Annotated in this window: 16 protein-coding genes; 9 read left to right on the forward strand and 7 right to left on the reverse strand. The window is 67.2% G+C overall.

Features of this window, described 5'->3' with window-relative positions:
• Positions 1-32 precede the first annotated feature (32 nt).
• The 6 genes from H4O10_RS02530 (at position 33) to H4O10_RS02555 (ending at position 5,139) form a co-directional block, all read left to right on the forward strand.
• Entirely contained in the window at positions 33-641 is a 609-nt protein-coding gene (locus H4O10_RS02530; protein ID WP_005412797.1) for a hypothetical protein, read from the forward strand.
• 74 nt (positions 642-715) lie between these two features.
• A complete protein-coding gene (locus H4O10_RS02535) occupies positions 716-1,324 on the forward strand; it encodes a hypothetical protein (RefSeq protein ID WP_049396221.1) in 609 nt (202 codons plus the stop codon).
• Complete coding sequence (locus tag H4O10_RS02540) at positions 1,324-1,911, forward strand: hypothetical protein (protein ID WP_172711786.1); 588 nt, start codon at positions 1,324-1,326, stop codon at positions 1,909-1,911. The genes H4O10_RS02535 and H4O10_RS02540 overlap by 1 nt, the downstream gene beginning before the upstream one ends.
• A 64-nt stretch (positions 1,912-1,975) precedes the next feature.
• Positions 1,976-2,857, forward strand: coding sequence for a transporter associated domain-containing protein (locus H4O10_RS02545; protein WP_005408827.1), 882 nt, complete (start codon positions 1,976-1,978; stop codon positions 2,855-2,857).
• On the forward strand, positions 2,854-4,104 hold the full coding sequence (locus H4O10_RS02550; protein WP_033834730.1) for a DUF4105 domain-containing protein: 1,251 nt from the start codon (positions 2,854-2,856) through the stop codon (positions 4,102-4,104). Before H4O10_RS02545 ends, H4O10_RS02550 begins: the two co-directional genes overlap by 4 nt.
• Positions 4,105-4,110: 6 nt before the next feature.
• Positions 4,111-5,139 (forward strand): magnesium and cobalt transport protein CorA, encoded by a 1,029-nt coding sequence (locus tag H4O10_RS02555; protein ID WP_049396223.1) that lies wholly within the window; start codon positions 4,111-4,113, stop codon positions 5,137-5,139.
• 195 nt (positions 5,140-5,334) lie between these two features.
• On the opposite strand, the gene H4O10_RS02560 is transcribed toward H4O10_RS02555, so the two are convergent.
• The 4 genes from H4O10_RS02560 to potA all read right to left on the reverse strand — a co-directional run bounded on the left by H4O10_RS02560 (position 5,335) and on the right by potA (position 9,687).
• Positions 5,335-6,699 (reverse strand): NAD-dependent succinate-semialdehyde dehydrogenase, encoded by a 1,365-nt coding sequence (locus H4O10_RS02560; RefSeq protein WP_049417555.1) that lies wholly within the window; start codon positions 6,697-6,699, stop codon positions 5,335-5,337.
• Positions 6,700-6,782: 83 nt separating this feature from the next.
• On the reverse strand, positions 6,783-7,625 hold the full coding sequence (locus H4O10_RS02565; protein WP_005408823.1) for an ABC transporter permease subunit: 843 nt from the start codon (positions 7,623-7,625) through the stop codon (positions 6,783-6,785).
• Positions 7,622-8,554, reverse strand: coding sequence for an ABC transporter permease subunit (locus tag H4O10_RS02570; protein WP_005408822.1), 933 nt, complete (start codon positions 8,552-8,554; stop codon positions 7,622-7,624). The genes H4O10_RS02565 and H4O10_RS02570 overlap by 4 nt, the downstream gene beginning before the upstream one ends.
• Positions 8,551-9,687 carry a polyamine ABC transporter ATP-binding protein gene (gene potA, locus H4O10_RS02575; RefSeq protein ID WP_005408821.1) on the reverse strand — a complete coding sequence of 379 codons (1,137 nt, stop codon included), beginning with the start codon at positions 9,685-9,687 and terminating at the stop codon, positions 8,551-8,553. Before potA ends, H4O10_RS02570 begins: the two co-directional genes overlap by 4 nt.
• A 273-nt stretch (positions 9,688-9,960) precedes the next feature.
• On the opposite strand from potA, the gene H4O10_RS02580 reads away from it, so the two are divergent.
• Positions 9,961-11,361: an NAD(P)-binding domain-containing protein gene (locus tag H4O10_RS02580; protein ID WP_049396225.1), complete on the forward strand. Its 1,401-nt coding sequence runs from the start codon at positions 9,961-9,963 to the stop codon at positions 11,359-11,361.
• 38 nt (positions 11,362-11,399) lie between these two features.
• Here H4O10_RS02580 and H4O10_RS02585 read toward each other — a convergent pair whose 3' ends face one another.
• The 3 genes from H4O10_RS02585 to H4O10_RS02595 all read right to left on the reverse strand — a co-directional run bounded on the left by H4O10_RS02585 (position 11,400) and on the right by H4O10_RS02595 (position 14,756).
• Positions 11,400-12,509, reverse strand: coding sequence for a polyamine ABC transporter substrate-binding protein (locus H4O10_RS02585; protein ID WP_005408819.1), 1,110 nt, complete (start codon positions 12,507-12,509; stop codon positions 11,400-11,402).
• Positions 12,510-12,600: 91 nt separating this feature from the next.
• Entirely contained in the window at positions 12,601-13,998 is a 1,398-nt protein-coding gene (locus H4O10_RS02590; protein ID WP_005408818.1) for a glutamine synthetase family protein, read from the reverse strand.
• Positions 13,995-14,756 carry a gamma-glutamyl-gamma-aminobutyrate hydrolase family protein gene (locus tag H4O10_RS02595; protein WP_049396226.1) on the reverse strand — a complete coding sequence of 254 codons (762 nt, stop codon included), beginning with the start codon at positions 14,754-14,756 and terminating at the stop codon, positions 13,995-13,997. The genes H4O10_RS02590 and H4O10_RS02595 overlap by 4 nt, the downstream gene beginning before the upstream one ends.
• A gap of 161 nt (positions 14,757-14,917) precedes the next feature.
• Here H4O10_RS02595 and H4O10_RS02600 point away from each other — a divergent pair, with 161 nt between their 5' ends.
• Both H4O10_RS02600 and H4O10_RS02605 read left to right on the forward strand, forming a co-directional pair.
• Positions 14,918-16,195: an FAD-binding oxidoreductase gene (locus H4O10_RS02600; protein ID WP_049396227.1), complete on the forward strand. Its 1,278-nt coding sequence runs from the start codon at positions 14,918-14,920 to the stop codon at positions 16,193-16,195.
• 50 nt (positions 16,196-16,245) lie between these two features.
• The gene (locus tag H4O10_RS02605; protein WP_049396228.1) at positions 16,246-17,850 is read left to right on the forward strand and encodes an MASE1 domain-containing protein; all 1,605 of its coding nucleotides are present in this window, start codon (positions 16,246-16,248) and stop codon (positions 17,848-17,850) included.
• Positions 17,851-17,859 lie beyond the last annotated feature (9 nt).

Consider the following 17,859-nt stretch of genomic DNA (forward strand, 5'->3'; position numbering starts at 1 on the left):
GAGCCCACGCACTCACGGAAGAGGAGCGCAGCATGACCCTGCCCGCACTTGTGCTTGCCGCGCTACTGCAGTCCGGGGCAGGCCTGATGCCCGATCCTGACCGTCCCTCACCGTTCCCCGCCAGCGACAGCGAGGCCGACATCGCCGCAAAGATCGCCGAACTACGGGCGTTCTTCGGCAGCAGCGAGCGCGACACCCGCAACATCGTCGCCACTGCCCAGCAACGGGCACTGATCGAGCGCCTGGAAGCGCGGCACGCGGCACGTCTGGCCGGCATCTGGGTGGACAATGCGAGGGGCTGGAACGTTGTCGTGCGACTGACAGGCGCCGCACCCGAGGCCGATGAGACACATCCAGGGGCGGATGGCCCGCAACGTGTGCGCTACATCACCGGCGCCGCGATGACCGAAGCGGAGATGACGCGCCGCCTGCACGCACAGCAGGACTGGCTGCGGGCCCAGCTGCCCGACCTGTTCGGCCATGGCCTGGATGTCAAGACCGGGGAGCTGGAGGTGGAGCTGCGGGATACCCCAGCCAACCGCGCGACGGCGGCGGCCGTGCGTGACCACCTGCAGGCGCGACTGGGCTACCCGGTCAGGCTGCGCTGGTACCCAGCGGCCACGCGCTGGAGTCCTCCCTGACTGCGCCACGGCTGGAGTGCCAGCCATGCGCTGAGCTACTGTTCAACACCGGCCAGGACGCGGAAGGAAAAAGGATGAACCCAGGGAACAGCTTCACGACGTTTGCGATGGCCGCCGGCCTGCTCGCGGGCCTGCTGGTGCTGGGCGCTCACACCGTGCGCCGCATCAGCGCCCGCGACCCCGGCGGCAGGCACTGGCTGCTGCGCAGCCTGGCCCTGCTGTCGCCCGTGTGCCTGCTGGCCGGGCTGGCGATCGGCATGTTCGGCCCGCACTTCACAGGTAGAGCGGAACCCGCCCACCTGCCGGGGCTGTGGGAAACGTCGATGGTGCTGATACTGGTCGGTGCCTTGACCTTGCCAGTGCTTTGGCGAACGCTGCTGCAGCAGCGGTTTGGCAGGCCGGTCAATGCACTGCCGTTCTTCCACGCCAGCCGCACCTCGCTGCTGGTGCTGTTCGTGCTGGCCGTGATGTACATGAAAGTGGCCAGGACAACCGCGGCGGAACTGATGCCCTGGCTGACCAGCCCGGGCCTGTGGCCGGCGGTGGTGCGCATCGCGGGGCAATCGATGCAGGTCGCCATGCTTGCGGTCGTGCTGACTCTCTCACTGATGGTCGTACGGCGGGCGATGACCGGTTTCCTGCGCCTTCTCAGCGGGCTGTTCCGGCGCTCGCCGGGGCTATGATGGCGGCCCCTCGCCTGCGGAAACCGACCGTGTCACTGCGCTGCTGTCTGCCCCTGCTCTGTGCCCTCGCCGCTCCCTCCGCCTTCGCCACCCGCCTGGACCTGCCGGCCCTGATCGAATGCCGCCAGGGCGTGGCCGAGCAGGCCGCGCTGGCGCCGCTGCTGGCCGATCCGCTGAAGGCCGTGGCCCAGGGCCTGCAGCCGCTGCCGCAGGGCAACCAGTTCATGAGCGAGTTCCGGCTGGCCAGCCCGATCACCGTCTTCGGCCAACAGACCGATCGGGTGGCGGTGGCCGGCGCCAGCGTCATGGCCGTCCTCGACCAGGCCGACCCACGCCCGCTGGCCAAACGGCTGGAATTGGAGACCGGCTACGACCAGGACGGCAAGTTCATGGCCGGCCGCGAGCTGGTCAGCCGCGACGTGACCGACCCGAAGACCGGCGAGGCCCAGATCGAGTCGATCATCCTCAGCGTCTCCACCGTGGCCTCCCACCCGGGCAAGACCCTGGCCGGCTGCACCTACAGCCTGGACCTGCCCGAAGAGGCGCCGGCCGCGGCCGCCCCAGCCCCGGCCACCGGCAGTCACTGACAGGCCATCACATCCTGCTAGACTTGGGTCAACGCCCGGCCTGCCGGGTGCCTTTTTTCCAGAGATGTCAGAAGACGACAGTAGTAGCTCCCCTGCGGAGCACAGTGAAAAGAAGCGCGGCTGGCTTGAACGCCTGACCTCCGCCTTCTCCGGCGAACCCCATACCCGCGACGAGCTGGTCGCTGTCCTGCACACCGCGCAGGAAGAGGGTCTGATCGCCGCCGATACCCTGAAGATGATGGAAGGGGCCATTTCGGTGGCCGAGCTGACCGTGGGCGACGTGATGATCTCGCGCTCGCAGATGGTCTCGCTGCCGGTTGAAGCGCCCTTCCTGGAACTGATGAAGCAGGTGGTCGAATCCGGCCATTCACGCTTCCCGGTGCACGGCGAGAACAAGGACGACATCCTTGGCATCCTGCTGGCCAAGGACCTGCTGCGCGGCGTGGTCGCCGACAACGGTCCGGCCAACGTGCGCGAGCTGCTGCGCCCGGCGGTCCTGATCCCGGAAGCGAAGAAGCTCAACGTGCTGCTGAAGGAGTTCCGCCTGTCGCGCAACCACATGGCCATCGTGGTGGACGAGTACGGCGGTGTCGCCGGCCTGGTCACCATCGAGGACGTGCTGGAACAGATCGTCGGCGAGATCGACGATGAGCATGACGAGGCCGAGGATCCCTCGGCGCAGATCGCGATCCAGTCCGACGGCCAGTACGTGGTCGACGCGCTGACCCCGATCGGCGACTTCAACGAGCGTTTCGGCGCGACGTTCTCCGACGAGGACTACGACACCATCGGTGGCCTGGTCACCGAGGCCGTGGGCCACCTGCCGGAAGTCGGTGACGAGCTGGCGCTGGACCGCTTCATGTTCCGCGTGGCCCGCGCCGATGCGCGCCGGGTACAGGCCTTCCACGTGACCGTGCTGCCGCCGGACGCGCAGGACGACGCTTGAAGCGCCGCGGCCTGATCCTCATGGTGTGGCTGGCACTCTACGTGCTGGCCATGGCCCTGCCGCTGGCCGCCTTCGCGCAGCCGGCGCCGGCCACACCTGCCGTGCCCGCGGCCAGCGCTGAAGCCCCTGCTCCGCGCATCGGCGTGGTGACCATGCAGCCGGGCACGGTGTTCTTCGAACGCTTCGGCCATGACGCCATCGTGGTGGTCGATCCGCTCAGCGGTGAAGCGACCTCGTACAACTTCGGCTACTTCGATCCGTCCGAGGACGATTTCATCAGCCGCTTCGCGCGCGGCGACATGATGTACTACCTGGTGGCGCTGCCGCTGCAGCAGGACCTGTCGTACTACGACGAGACCGGCCGTGGCGCCAGCGTGCAATGGCTGGACCTGCGCCCGGACCAGGCGCGCTCGCTGGCCGCCGGCCTGGCCGAGCGGGCCAAGCCGGAAAACGCGCGTTACCACTACGATTACTACACCGCCAACTGCGCCACGATGGTGCGCGACACGCTGGACAAGGCGCTCGGCGGCGGCCTGCAGTCGCAGCTGTCGGGGCGCTCGCGTGGCAACACCTATCGCAGTGAATCGGTCCGTCTGGCCTCGCCGGCACCATGGATGTGGCTGGGCTTCGATGTAGGCCTCGGACCGTTCGCCGACCAGCCGCTGTCGCGCTGGCAGGAAGCGTTCGTTCCGATGCGCCTGGCCGATGCCCTGCGCCAGGCACGCAACAGCGATGGCCGGCCGCTGGTGCAGTCCGAACAGGAACTGTTGCCGCACCGTATCGATCCGGAGCCGAAGGAGTTCGCACGCCGCTGGTGGCCGTGGCTGCTATGTGGCCTGGTGATCGCCGCTGGCGTGCTGGCGCTGCGCAACCGCCCGCGCCTGCTGGCCGGGCTGGCCCTGCCGTTCTGGCTGCTGTGCGCCCTGTTCGGTGGCGTGCTGGTGTTCCTGTGGGGCTTCAGCATCCACTACGCCGCATGGGCCAACCGCAACCTGCTGCTGCTTTCGCCACTGGCCGTGCTGCTGCTGCCGGGCGCGATCGCACTGCTGCGCCGGCGCGTGCCGGGACGCATGTTCAGGATCGTGCTGTGGCTGCTGGCGGTACAGGCGGTGGCCGCGCTGGTGCTGCACTGGCTGAGCCTGCAGGCGCAGTACAACGTGCAGTGGATCGTGCTGCTGCTGCCGGTGCACGTGGCACTGGCGTGGGTGCTGGCGCGTCGTCCTCACTTGTCCGAAACACGGCCCTGACGCACGATGGCGGGCATGTCATTGCCCGCCTCCGCTTCCGCTTCCGCCCCCGCTTCGGCCAACCCTACCTGCGTCATCAACTGCGTCCACTACGATGACGAGGGCAAGCGCCACGACATCAGCCTGGATGCCATCAGCGATGTCATTGCCAGCGGCAACGGCTTCGTCTGGGTCGGCCTGTACGACCCCAACGAAGACGTGCTGCTGAAACTGCAGGAAGAATTCTGCCTGCACGACCTGGCCATCGAGGATGCGCGCAATGCGCACCAACGGCCCAAGGTCGAGACCTATGGCAACTCGTTGTTCGTGGTGGTGACCACCGCCCAGATGGTCGACGAACGCATCCAGTATGGCGAAACCCATGCCTTCCTCGGCCCGCGCTTCCTGGTGACGGTCCGCCACGGCGCCTCGCTGTCCTACGCGCCGGTGCGCGCACGCGTCGAGCGCGAGCCGCAGCTGCTGAAGATGGGCCCGTCGTACTGCCTGTACGCGGTGACCGACTTCGTGGTCGACAACTACCTGCCGATCGTGCACCGCTTCCGCGACACCCTGGACCTGCTGGAAAAGGACATCTTCGCCGACACCTACAAGCGCAGCACGGTGGTGCGGCTGTACGAGCTCAAGCGCGAATTGAACAAGATGCGGATGGCGGTGGCGCCGTTGCAGGACGTGCTGGCGCAGCTGCGCCGCTACCAGGGCGAACTGATCCCCGACGAAGTGAAGCTGTACGTGCGTGACGTGCATGACCATGCGGTGCGCATCAGCGATGTGATCGACACCCTGCGCGAGATGCTGGGCACCGCGCTGAGCGTGAACCTTTCGCTGGTGACACTGGCGCAGGGCGAGACGGTCAAGCGGCTGGGCGCCTGGGCTGCCCTGCTCGCCGCGCCGACGCTGATCACCAGCTGGTACGGCATGAACTTCAGTCACATGCCGGAGCTGAGCGAACCCTGGTCGTACCCGCTGATGATCGTTGGCGTGGGCGGTGTGTGCGTCGGGCTGTACCGGTTGTTCAAGCGCGCGAAGTGGTTGTAGCGCGTATCGACCAACGGTCGATACCCACCATGCACGGGGGGGCGTCGATACCCTGCAATCCGGTAGGCCACGACCGTTGGTCGTGGCGCATGGCCCGCTTCTGGTAGTGCCGGCCGCTGGCCGGCAACCCGGCAATGCCGGCCGGCGGCCGGCGGCCGGCGGCCGGCGGCCAACGGCCGGCACTACCGTTCGGGATCAAGCCACGTAGACGGTCTTGATGTTCATGAACTCATGGATGCCATGGTCAGCCAGCTCCCGACCAAAGCCTGACTGCTTGCTGCCGCCGAACGGCAGCCGCGCGTCGCTCTTGACGATGGCGTTGACGAACGCCGCACCGCATTCCATGCGCTGCGCGAAGCGCTCGCCGCGTACCGGATCGCCGGTCCACACGCTGCCGCCCAAGCCGAAGCGGGTGTCGTTGGCCACGCGCAGTGCCTCGGCCTCATCCTTGACCCGGATCACTGCGGCCACCGGCCCGAACAGCTCCTCGTCATACGCCGGCATGCCCGGGCCGACCTGGTCGAGCACCGTGGCCGGATAGCCGGCATGGGTGCCGGCAATCGGCTCACCACCGATCAGCACCCGCGCGCCCTTGGACACGCTGGCCTGCACCTGCTTGTGCAGTTCGTCACGCAGGTCGGCGCGAGCCATCGGCGCCAGCGTGGTACCGCGCTCATCGGGATCGCCGTACTGGCGCTCGCCCGCCGCCTGTACAAAGCGACGGGTGAATTCATCGGCCACCGCCTCGACCACGATGAAGCGCTTGGCCGCGATGCAGGTCTGCCCGCTGTTGTCGAAGCGCGACTTCACTGCCGCGGCCACGGTCTTGTCGAGGTCGGCATCGTCGAGCACCACGAAGGCATCGCTGCCACCCAGCTCCATCACCGACTTCTTCAGCTGGCTGCCGGCATTGGAGGCGATCGAGCGCCCTGCCCGCTCGCTGCCGGTCAGCGTCACCGCCTTCACCCGTGCGTCGCGCAGCACGTCGGCGGCCTGGTCGTTGTCGATGTGCAGCACGTCGAACACGCCATCAGGCAGGCCGCCGTCACGGCACACCGCCAGGATCAGGTCGGCGCACTGCGGCACGTTGCTGGCGTGCTTGAGCAGGGCGACGTTGCCAGCCATGAACGCCGGGGCGAGGAAACGGAACACCTGCCAGATCGGGAAATTCCACGGCATCACCGCGAACACGCAGCCGATCGGCTCGTAGCGCACGTAGCTGCGCTGGGCTTCGGTATCGATCAGCTGCGGCTTGAGATAGTCGGCCGCGTGATCGGCATAGTACTCGCAGGCGGCAGCGCACTTGTCGACCTCGGCCAGCGCCTCGGCCTTGAGCTTGCCCATCTCGTGGGTCATCGCCTGCTGCAGGTCGTCGCGCCGCGTACGCAGCTGCGCGGCGATCTGGCGAAGGATGGCGCCGCGGTCCTGCAGCGAGCGATCTGCCCAGCCCGGAAATGCATCGGCAGCGGCCTGCAGGCGCTGCTCGATGTCGGCTGCGCCCATCAGTTCATGGCGGTAGGTCACCTGTCCGGTGGCCGGGTCGACGATCTCGACGGTCATGGGGGATCTCCATCTGGAAGACCCCCATTGTGCGCCGCCGGCTGTGAGCCGGGTGTTGCCGGCGTTGTCGGCAGACCGTGTGCTCAGCCGTTGTCCTGCCGCGCCAGCTGCAGGTCGCGCTGGCGCCGCTTCTCGGCGCGGGCGTTGATGTACCAGCCGATCACCGCGGCGATCGACACCGCCGACACCAGCAGCGTGGCCAACGCGTTGATCTTCGGGCTGATGCCCATGCGCACCGAGGCGAACACCTTCATCGGCAGCGTGGTCGAGCCCGGCGTGGCGACAAAGCTGGCCACCACCACGTCATCCAGCGACAGGGTGAAAGCCAGCAGCCAGCCCGCCACCAGCGCCGGCGCGATGATCGGCAGGGTGATACGGCCGAACACGGTCAGCCGGCTCGCACCCAGGTCCATCGCCGCTTCTTCCAGCGACAGATCCATCTCCTGCAGCCGCGAGGACACCACCACGGTGACGAAGCACAGGGTGAAGGTGACGTGGGCGATCCAGATGGTGGCCAGGCCGCGTGCCGGGAAGCCGGGAATCGCGCCCATCGAGGCCAGCAGCGCCATCAGCGAGAAGCCCAGGATCACATCCGGCATCACCAGCGGCGCGGTGACCAGCGCGCCGAACAGCGGCTTGCCGCGGAAGCGCTTGAAGCGGGTCATGACCATCGCTGCCAGCGTGCCCAGCACGGTGGCCGTGCAGGCAGTCCAGAACGCCACCACCAGGCTGGTCCACATCGCATCCATCAGCGCGCGGTCGGCGAACAGGTCGCTGTAGGCACGGGTGGAGAACCCGGCCCAGACCATCGCCAGCCGCGAGCTGTTGAACGAATAGAACATCAACAGCAGGATCGGCAGGTACAGGAAGGCGAAGCCGAGCAGCAGCACGCCCAGCCCCAGGCCCTTTGCGCTACGCGGGCTCATGCCTGCTTCCCTTCCAGCAGGCGCTGCTGGGAACGGTTGAACAGCAGGATCGGCACCAGCAGCAACAGGATCATCGCCACCGCCATCGCCGAGGCGCCCGGCCAGTTGCGGTTGTTGAAGAACTCGTTCCACAGCTGGCGGCCCACCATCAGCGTTTCCGAGCCACCCAGCATTTCCGGGATCACGAATTCACCGATCGCCGGAATCATCACCAGCATGCAGCCGGCGATGATGCCCGCTTTGGACAACGGCAGGGTGATGCGCAGGAACGCCTGCCACGGCTTGGCACCGAGGTCGTAGGCCGCCTCCAGCAGGCGGTGGTCATGCTTGACCAGATTGGCGTACAGCGGGAGCACCATGAACGGCAGATAGCAGTAGACGATGCCGATGTAGGCGGCGGTCGGGGTGTCGATCAGCTGCAGTTTCGGCAGGCCCATCGACGTCATCAGCGTCTGCAGGCCGGTGAACTGCAGGAACTGGTCGAGCAGGCCATTGCGGTCCAGGATCGCCTTCCACGCATACACGCGGATCAGGAACGAGGTCCACGACGGCAGCACCACCAGCATCATCGCCACGTTGCGCGCGGCGGGCGACAGGCGCGCGATGGCATAGGCCATCGGGTAACCGATCAGCAGGGTCAGGAAGGTCGAGATCGCCGCGATCCTGATCGAGCTCAGGAACGCCTGCGCATAGATCGAATCGCGGAACAGCGCCAGGTAGTTTTCCAGGTTCAGCTTCAGCGAGAAACCGCCGTCGGCGTACTGCAACAGCCAGGTGTACGGCGGCGAGCCGACCCGGCTGAGCGAGAAGCTGATCATCAGCACGATCAGGAACGGCACTGCGAAGAACAGCAGCAGCCACAGGTACGGAATGCCGATCACCGTGGCACGCAGCCCCGGCAGCCAGCGCTTCAGGCCGGCGGTGCTCATGAGGTGAGCACCACGCCGTCGTTGTCGCGCCAGTGCACCCACACCTCGTCGCCCCAGGTGAGGCCATCACTGGCCCAGCGCTGCGAATTGGCGAAGTTGGCCAGTACCTTGGCGCCGCTGGGCAGGCGCACGTGGTAGACCGAATGGCTGCCGAAGTAGGCGATGTCCTCGATCACGCCTTGGGCCTTGTTGGTGTGTCCTTCCGGTTCGTCCTTGCCGATCATCACCTTCTCCGGGCGCAGCGCGAACGCGACCGGCTGCCCTTCATAACCGGTGATGCCATGGGCGATGTAGATCGGCGCCGGGAACAGCGGCGAGCGTACGGTCACGTACTCCGGCAGGTCCTCGTCGATCACCCCGTCGAACAGGTTGACCGAACCGATGAACTCGGCGACGAAGCGGTTGGCCGGCTGCTCGTAGACCTCGTCCGGCTTGCCGACCTGCTGGATCCAGCCGGCATCCATCACCGCGATGCGGGTGGCCATGGTCATCGCTTCTTCCTGGTCGTGGGTGACCATCACGCAGGTCACGCCCGACGATTCGATGATGCTGACCAGTTCCAGCTGCATCTGCGAGCGCAGCTTCTTGTCCAGCGCGCCCATCGGCTCGTCCAGCAGCAGCAGCTTCGGCCCCTTGGCCAGCGACCGCGCCAGCGCCACGCGCTGCTGCTGGCCGCCGGACAGCTGGTGCGGCTTGCGCTTGCCCAGGTGGCCCATCTGCACCAGGTCGAGCATCTCGCCGACGCGCTTGCCGATCGCGTCCTTGCCCAGGCCATCCTGCTTCAGGCCGAAAGCGATGTTCTGCTCGACCGTCATGTGCGGGAACAGCGCATAGGACTGGAACATCATGTTGACCGGCCGCTGGTACGGCGGCAACGCATCCAGGCGCTGGCCGTCGAGGGTGATGCTGCCCTTGGTGGGCGTCTCGAAGCCGCCCAGGCAGCGCAGCAGGGTCGATTTGCCACTGCCGGAGCCACCTAGCAGGGCAAAGATCTCGCCCTTGCGCACGTCCAGGTTGACGTCGTCGACGGCGACGAAACCGTCGAATTCCTTGCGCAGGTCACGAATGGAGAGATAGCCGGGCGCACCGGTCGTGTCGACGACGGTGGCTACCGGCTGGGCTTCAACGGGCATGGGGGCTCCGGGAGCGGGCGGTGGACAGCGGCCGCCATTCTAACGGCCGGGGGGCCCAGGGGATATGACGGCGGCAGGCGGAAGCGGCCGCTGGCCGGCCCCGGGGGCCCCAGGAGTGTCGGTTTTCCCCCGCCATGGTGGCCTGCCCGCGCAGAGGCCCGGCCTCCCCGGGACGACCCTGCGGCCGTCCCGGCCAGACACCACAGGCGACGCCTCGATCTGCAACGTTTTTCAGAACCGGATCTGTTGAAGGCCCGGGGCATTCCCCGCGCAATGGCCCTGATAAAGGCCTTGCATGGACCCACTCTGGTGATTTCCCCGGACAGCCCCTCCCCTCTCCCGCCCCGCCTGCCGGGCTCCCTGCCTGCAAGGCTGCCGCTGGTCATCATCGGTGCCGGCCAGGCCGGGTTGTCGCTCAGCGCGCTCCTGCAGGAGACCGGCGTCGAGCATCGCGTGCTGGAGGCCGAAACCGTGGGCGCCAGCTGGCAGCGGCGCTGGGAGTCGTTCCAGACCAACACCGCCAACGCGACGATGGCCCTGCATGGTCATGCCTATGCCGGCGATGACCCGGATGGCTTCATGGGCGCCCCGGAGGTGATCCGGCACCTCCGCGACTATGCCCACGAGCGTTCCCTGCCGATCAACGAGGGATGCGGGGTGCATCGGGTTGGGCCTGGGCCCGGCGGCTACGCCATCCACAGCAGCCAGGGGCTGATCCATGCCCGCGCAGTGGTGGTCGCCACCGGCGAATACCGCCGCGCACGGATGCCCCGGGTCCCGTTCGCGCCCGCGCCAGGCCTGACCGTGCTGCACTCGGGCGACTACCGCAGTGCCCGTCAGCTGCCCGATGGCGCCGTGCTGGTCATCGGGGGTGGGCAGTCCGGCGCGCAGATCGCCCAGGACCTGCGCGACAGCGGTCGCAGCGTGCACTGGTCACTGGCCCAGCGGCATTCGCATACCCGCCGGCTGCGCGGCAAGGACTCGATGACCTGGTGGGACATGGCCGGGCGCATCCATCAACATGTGAGTGAAGCGGCGGGCGTACTTGCCGGGGAACCGGATGCACTGCGCAAGGCCCGCACCGCGGAGTTCCCGCTTATTTCCGGCAAGGGAAACGGTGGGCTGGGCAGCTCGATCAGCCTGCTGGCGATGCACCGCGCGGGCATCAGGCTGCTGGGCCGGTTGCAGGGCTTCGATGGAAACGTCGCCCGCTTCGCCGATGTGCGCCCGCAGCTGCGTACCGCGATCGAGGCGACGCGGGCCGAATACGCCTATCTCGATTCGCTGGCCAGCGCGTACTACGCCACGCGTCCCGAGCCACGCACCGACGATGCCCGCTACATTCCGGAGGAGGTCTATCTGCACTGGGAGCCGGACGCCGCCCCGCGTGAACTGGATCTGCAGGCGGAAGGCATCCGCTCGGTGGTGCTGGCCACCGGCTTCGTCGCCGAATGGCCCTGGCTCGACGTACCGGGCGCGCTGGATGCACATGGCTACCCGCTCGGCGAATTCGGTGTTTCACCGCAACCGGGGCTGTTCTTCATCGGCATGCACAACCTGCAGCGGATGAGTTCATCGTTCCTGTGCAACGGCGGTCGCGATGCACGCGACCTGCTGCCTGCCATCCTGCGGCACCTGGGCCGAAGCGGGAGTACCGGCATCGACCCAGGGTAAGGCAGCCGCCGGGCATGACCCGGCGGCACCAGGCCGGCTCAACGGCCGGTCTTCACCTCGGTCCACAGCCGGGTGTAGAGCTTGTCGGTTTCCGGCGTGTTGATCGAGTACGTGAACATCTTCGCGGCCACGTCGGCCGGCGGGTAGATGGTCGGGTCGGTACGGATCGCCTCATCCACCAGTGGGGTCGCGGTCGGCACCGGGTTGGCGTAGTGGATGAAGTTGGTGTTGGCCGCGGCAACCTTCGGCTGCAGCAGGTAATTGATGAAGGCGTAAGCGGCCTCCGGATGCTTGGCGTCCTTCGGGATCGCCAGCATGTCGAACCACTGCGGGGCGCCTTCCTTCGGGATCGAATAGGCCACGTGCACGCCATTGCTGGCTTCCTCGGCGCGGTCGCGGGCCTGGATGATGTCACCCGACCAGCCGACCACCAGGCAGGTGCCGCCATTGGCCAGCGAACCCACGTACTGCGAGGAGTGGAAATTCTGCACGTACGGTCGGATCGACTTCAGCAGGTCGGCCGCCTTCTGCAGCTCGGCCGGGTCACCGCTGTGCGGGTCCAGGCCCAGGTAATGCAGCGCGATCGGGATCATGTCGGCCGGCGTGTCCAGGATGGTCACGCCGCAGTCCTTCATCTTGCTGATGTTCTCCGGCTTGAACACCAGGTCCCAGCTGTTGGCGATGTCGGTGCTGCCACCGAAACGCTGCTTCAGCATCTCCACGTTGTAGCCGATGCCGGTGGTGCCGATCATGTACGGCACGCCGTACTGGTTGCCCGGGTCCTGGGTGGCGATGCGCTTCATCACCGCCGGATCGAGATTGGCCAGGTTCGGGATCTTGCTCTTGTCCAGCGGCAGGAACACACCGGCCTGGATCTGGCGACCGAAGAAGTTCAGGGTCGGCACCACCACGTCGTAGCCGCTGTTGCCGGCCAGCAGCTTGGTCTCGACCATCTCATCGCTGTCGAACACATCGTAGGTCACTTTGATGCCGCTCTCCTTCTCGAAGGTCGGGATGGTGTCCTCGGCGATGTAATCGCTGTAGTTGTAGACGTTCAGGACCTGGCTGTCCTGCGCGCCGCCATTGCCACCGCCACAGGCGGCGAGCATGGCGGAGGCCAGGCCGAGCGTGAGGATACGCAGCTTCATCGGGTGCTCCAGAATGCGGGAAGGGGGGCCGGCGGGGCCGGCGACGGGTGCCAGCCTACCCCCCGGCGGCGGATTTTTCTATTCCGGATGCTCAGACGTTCAGCAGCAGGAACTCGCGCTCCCACGAGCTGATGACACGGAAAAAGGTCTCGTATTCCTTGCGCTTCACCGAGATGTAGGCCCGGCAGAAGCGCTCGCCCAGCAGGGCCTGCAGTTCGCTGCACTGCTCCAGCCCATCCAGCGCTTCGCCCAGCGAGCGCGGCAGGTTGTAGCCCAGCTCCTTGGCGCTGCCGGTCACCGGCGCATCCGGTGCCAACCGCTCGCGGATGCCCAGCAGGCCGCAGGCCAGGGTCGCCGCCATCGCCAGGTAGGGGTTGGCGTCGGAACCGGCGAAGCGGCTCTCCACGCGCATGTTTTCCGGCGTGTCCAGCGGCACGCGCAGGCCACAGGTGCGGTTGTCGAAGCCCCAGTGCACGTTGCTCGGCGAGACTTCGCCGAACACCAGCCGGCGGTAGGAATTCACGTTCGGCGCGAAGAACGCCATCGCCTGCGGCGCGTACTTCTGCAGGCCGCCCAGATAGTGGCCGAACACCGGGCTGAACTCGCCTTCGGCATCGGTATCGCCAGCGAACACATTGCTGCCGTCGCTCACCCGCACCAGGCTCTGGTGGATGTGCATGGCACTGCCCGGCTCGTTCTCCATCGGCTTGGCCAGGAAGGTGGCATACACGCCGTGGCGCATCGCCGCCTCGCGCATGGTGCGCTTGAACAGGAACACCTGGTCGGCCAGGTCCATCGCATCGGCATGGGTGAAGTTGACCTCCAGCTGCGCCGCACCGGATTCGTGGATCAGCGTGTCCACATCCAGCTTCATCGCATCGGCGTAGTCGTACATCAGGTCGAGGATCGGGTCGAATTCGTTGACCGCATCGATCGAGTACGACTGCCGCGCAGTTTCCGGGCGCCCGGAGCGGCCGGCCGGTGGCAGCAGCGGGAAGTCCGGGTCGGTGTTCTTCTGCACCAGGAAGAACTCAAGCTCCGGCGCCACCACCGGGCGCAGGCCCAGCTCGGCGTAGGCCGCCAGCACGCGGCGCAGTACGTTGCGTGGCGCCAGCTCGTGCGGCTCACCGTTCTTGGTGTAACAGTCGTGGATGACCTGCGCGGTGGCGTCGGCCGCCCACGGCACCATGCGCACCGTGTCCGGATCGGGACGCAGCATCATGTCCGAGTCCGACGGCGAGGTCAGCTCGTAGTAGTCATCAGGGAACTCGCCGGTGACGGTGGTGGCGAAAATGCCTTCGGGCAGCCGCGTACCGTAATCATGCGAGAACTTGTCGGCGGGAATGATCTTGCCGCGCGCGTTGCCGGTGATGTCCGGGACCAGGCATTCGACCTCGGTGATGCGCCGCTCCTTCAGCCAGCGCAGCAGGCTGCTTTCCTGCGGTGCGGGGGGCGTAGCCGTCTTGCGCGGGCGCGTTCGGGAACTCATCGGGAATCCAGTCGGTTCTGTTGGTGCTGCCGGCAAGCTTGGCCGAACGCACGGAAAATAGCGTGATAGAACGGCGAGTCCATGACACGCCACTCCGGGTGCCACTGTACGCCGAGCACGAAACGATGGTGTGGGCTGCGCGCTGCCTCGACCAGTCCATCATCGGCCCTGGCCTCGACCTGCAGCCCGTGTGCCAGTCGGTCGATGCCCTGCCCGTGAACCGAATTGACCTGTGCGCGGTCACCGCCTTGCCACTGCGCCAGCCAGCCATCCGCCGCCAGGGCGACCGCATGGGCCGGCCCGTACTGCACATCAACCGGCGCCTTCGGGTCTTCACGATGATCCGAAAGACCGGGCGCCGCGTGCACCTGCGGATGCAACGTGCCACCCAGCGCAACGTTCAGCTCCTGCAGGCCGCGGCAGATCGCCAGCACCGGCAGGTCCAGCGCCAGCGCCTCGTGCAGCAGCGCGAACGCGTTGGCGTCACGGGCCGGGTCATGCGGATTGCCCGGCCAGCTGCGACCGCCGTCGTAATGCTGCGGTTCGATGTTGCTGACCGCACCGGTCAACAGCAGGCCATCAAGCCCCTGCAGCCAGTCGCCGGCCGGCAGCGGCGGCTGCACGCTCGGCAACAGTACCGGGGTCACCTCGGCGGCCTCGGCCAGCGCGCGCACGTACTTCTCGCCGGCCACCGCGAAACGGTGATGGCCGAGCACGGTGCTGTCGGTGGGCAGGCCCACCCAGGGCAGGCGGCGCATGGGAAAACTCCTTGGCGTGCCGACACGTTACCCGCCGTCCGGCGAAGGCGGCAAGTCGTCGCCGTCACAACATGGCTGTCACGCATCGGCGAAACTACTCGGGTGAATGCTGATCGTCCTCCCCCGCTCTCCTCTCCCGCACTGCGCCCGCGAGGCCTGCGGTGAGTGCCGCGTTCCCGCCCAGCTGGTACGCCGCCAGCCTGCCCGAACCACCCGCGCTGCCCCCGCTGCAGGGCGAGGTTCAGGCCGATGTGGCAGTGCTTGGTGCGGGCTACACCGGCCTGACCGCGGCCCTGGAACTGGCCTCACGTGGCCAGCGCGTGGTGGTACTGGAGGCGCAGCGGATCGGGTGGGGCGCGTCCGGCCGCAATGGTGGCCAGGCGCTGGTCGGCTACGGCTGCGAGGTGGACGAACTGGAGCGTCAGCTGGGTCGTGATGATGCACGCCACCTGTTCGACTGGTCGCGCGACGCGGTGCAGGCGATGCGCACGCGCATCGATCGCCACCGCATCGACTGCCATTGGGTTGAAGGCCACGCCAGCGTGGCCATCCGTGAACGCCACGAGCGTGACCTGCACGCCAACTGCGAGCACCTGCAACGCCACTACGACTACCCCATGCAGTGGTGGAGCCGTGACGCTCTGCGCGCGCAGCTGGACAGCCCGCGCTACCGCGCCGCGATGTTCGACCCGCTCAGCGCACACCTGCACCCGCTGGCGTATGCACGCGGTCTGGCCGATGCAGCGCGCGCGGCAGGTGTGGTCATCCACGAGGATTCGCCCGTCGTGCGCATCCAGCGCGGGCCACGGCCGAGCCTGCACACTGCCCAGGGCAGCGTGTGCGCCATGCATCTGGTGGTGGCCGGCAATGCCTGGCTGCAGGGCCTGCTGCCCGAGCTGGAACGGCGGATCATGCCGGTGGGCACCTATATCGGTGCCAGTGAGCCACTGGGTGCAGAACGTGCCCGCGCCCTGATCGGCAACAACATGGCCGTGGCCGACACCGCCTGGGCACTGGACTACTTCCGCCTCAGCCACGACCACCGCCTGCTGTTCGGCGGCCGCGCCAGCTACTCGGCACTGCCCCCGCCCGGCCTGCGCGGGGTGATGCAGCGACGCATGCACGACGTCTTCCCGCAGCTGGCCGACGTGGTGCTGGACCAGGTCTGGGGTGGCTACGTGGACATCACCCGCAACCGCGCCCCGCACTGGGGCCGGCTGGACGGCAACCTGTACTTCGCGCAGGGATTCTCCGGCCATGGGGTGGCCGCCGCCGGACTGGCCGGCGAGGTGATCGCCGCCGCCATCGCCGGCCAGAGCGAGCGCCTGGACGTGTTCCAGCGCCTGCGGCATGCGCCCTTCCCCGGCGGCCGGCTGCTCCGCACGCCCCTGCTGGTGGCGGCGATGTCGTGGTACAAGCTGCGGGATGCGTTGTGGTAGCGGGGCCCTTCCCAGCCACATAATCGGCGCAGGAGCTGGGGAGCACGTGGATGCAGTGGTGGAAGGACGGCCTGCTGGTGAGGATACGGGTCAGCCCCGAAGGGCTGGCGCTGGCGCTGCTCTATGCCCTCGCCTGCTGGGGTGCGCGCAAGCTGTCACTGGACCAGTTCTTCCTGCCTGCCGGCGTGCGGGTGGCCGCGCTGTTGCTGTGCCCGCCCCGTCTTTGGCCCTACCTGCTGATGGGTGAATACGCCTACTTCGCGCATCTGCGCATCCCCCTGATCAGCAAATACAACCTGACCTGGGTAATCCTGGCCTCGGTGTTCCTGATGCCTGCCGTGATGCTGATCGTGCGCCTGCACCGGAAACTGCTGGCACGCACCACGATCGTCGGCGTGATCTCCATTGCGGTATGCGCCGCGACGGTCATCAGTCTGCTCAACCTGGGAATCTCGTACCTGCTCTGGGAGCCGTTGCAGAACGCGTCATTCATCACCAACGTATTGCGCTATGCGCTGGGCGACTTCACCGGCATCCTGATCCTGGCACCCCTGGCATTGCTGTGGATCCGCCGCGCCGAGGAAAAATGGACAACCGGGTCTGTCGCGGCCACGGTCGCAGCACTCGGCGCCATGCTGGTCATTGGCCTGCAGGCGACGCCGGTACCGGCCTCGATCACGGCCCCCGGCTCGCTGCAGCTGCTGTTGATCCTGCCTATTCCCGCGATCGCCCTGACCTGCCTGCTGGGATGGCGCGGTGCGGCCATCGGTGTCGCCGCCGTTAACATGATTCTTGGCCTCAGCACCCCCGCCGACCATCCGACGGCATTCGACCCGGCTACCTTCGCTACCCAGCAGGCCATGGCCATCGCCAGCATCGCCCTGCTGTTGCTGGGTGCGCGCATCACCCACTTCCAGAACCAGCACCGGCTGCGCGAGGAAGATGGCAGAGCGGCCCTGCAGCTTGCGCGGAATTCACACCTGGCCAGCGAGATGGACCTGCGCGAACGCGCGGCACACCTGCGCCAGCTGGGCGATGGCATGGACCTGTCGCTGAACGAAATGGTGAACTGGCTGCATGCGCAGGGTCATCACGCCGTGGCCGACAGCCTGCGGCATACCTCGGAGGTGCATTCGCGCCTGTTCCGGGCCCAGGCCAGCATGATCTATCCCGCCGCCCTGGAACAGCTGGGCCTGTACGTGGCGTTGCAGGCTGGCGGGGTGCGCGAGGCATGGAATGCTACGCATCGCATCGGCCAGCCGAGGTTGAAGGGTGACCCCTGCGCACTCGGGGTCGGCCTGCAGCTTGCTGCCTATCGACTCGTGGTCGATGCGGTCTCGCTTCTATTGAAGTGCGAGTGTGGACAGATCTCGGTCAGTATCCGCTGCGGAAGCTCCATCCGGAAGCGTGGTGCCTTCATCTGCGTGGCTCTTCTGGACCGCCACGCATCACTGGGAGGCCGTGCAAAGGCGCTGGCAAACGAGCAGCTGCTGGGCCGAGTGCTCGCACACGCTGGCCACATGGACCTGAGTGGCAACAGGCTCAGGATGGTGTTGACCGAAGCACGGGACGCTCCCCGCCAGGCAGGCACTACTGAAGCCTTGAGGGAAAGCACACGCTCCATGGACACTGGCGCCCCCCGGGCCGCGATCTGACTATCCCGG

Source organism: Stenotrophomonas sp. I18B00994, assembly GCF_014145825.1.
Classification (GTDB): domain Bacteria; phylum Pseudomonadota; class Gammaproteobacteria; order Xanthomonadales; family Xanthomonadaceae; genus Stenotrophomonas; species Stenotrophomonas maltophilia.

Bases quoted from the DNA above. Each gene is read 5' to 3' on its own strand.
- H4O10_RS02580 (WP_049396225.1), top strand. From the start codon at position 9,961: ATGGCCCTGATAAAGGCCTTGCATGGACCCACTCTGGTGATTTCCCCG.
- H4O10_RS02570 (WP_005408822.1), bottom strand. From the start codon at position 8,554: ATGAGCACCGCCGGCCTGAAGCGCTGGCTGCCGGGGCTGCGTGCCACG.
- H4O10_RS02530 (WP_005412797.1), top strand. From the start codon at position 33: ATGACCCTGCCCGCACTTGTGCTTGCCGCGCTACTGCAGTCCGGGGCA.
- H4O10_RS02545 (WP_005408827.1), top strand. From the start codon at position 1,976: ATGTCAGAAGACGACAGTAGTAGCTCCCCTGCGGAGCACAGTGAAAAG.
- H4O10_RS02560 (WP_049417555.1), bottom strand. From the start codon at position 6,699: ATGACCGTCGAGATCGTCGACCCGGCCACCGGACAGGTGACCTACCGC.
- H4O10_RS02555 (WP_049396223.1), top strand. From the start codon at position 4,111: ATGGCGGGCATGTCATTGCCCGCCTCCGCTTCCGCTTCCGCCCCCGCT.
- H4O10_RS02585 (WP_005408819.1), bottom strand. From the start codon at position 12,509: ATGAAGCTGCGTATCCTCACGCTCGGCCTGGCCTCCGCCATGCTCGCC.
- H4O10_RS02535 (WP_049396221.1), top strand. From the start codon at position 716: ATGAACCCAGGGAACAGCTTCACGACGTTTGCGATGGCCGCCGGCCTG.
- H4O10_RS02565 (WP_005408823.1), bottom strand. From the start codon at position 7,625: ATGAGCCCGCGTAGCGCAAAGGGCCTGGGGCTGGGCGTGCTGCTGCTC.
- H4O10_RS02605 (WP_049396228.1), top strand. From the start codon at position 16,246: ATGCAGTGGTGGAAGGACGGCCTGCTGGTGAGGATACGGGTCAGCCCC.
- H4O10_RS02540 (WP_172711786.1), top strand. From the start codon at position 1,324: ATGGCGGCCCCTCGCCTGCGGAAACCGACCGTGTCACTGCGCTGCTGT.
- H4O10_RS02590 (WP_005408818.1), bottom strand. From the start codon at position 13,998: ATGAGTTCCCGAACGCGCCCGCGCAAGACGGCTACGCCCCCCGCACCG.
- potA (WP_005408821.1), bottom strand. From the start codon at position 9,687: ATGCCCGTTGAAGCCCAGCCGGTAGCCACCGTCGTCGACACGACCGGT.
- H4O10_RS02595 (WP_049396226.1), bottom strand. From the start codon at position 14,756: ATGCGCCGCCTGCCCTGGGTGGGCCTGCCCACCGACAGCACCGTGCTC.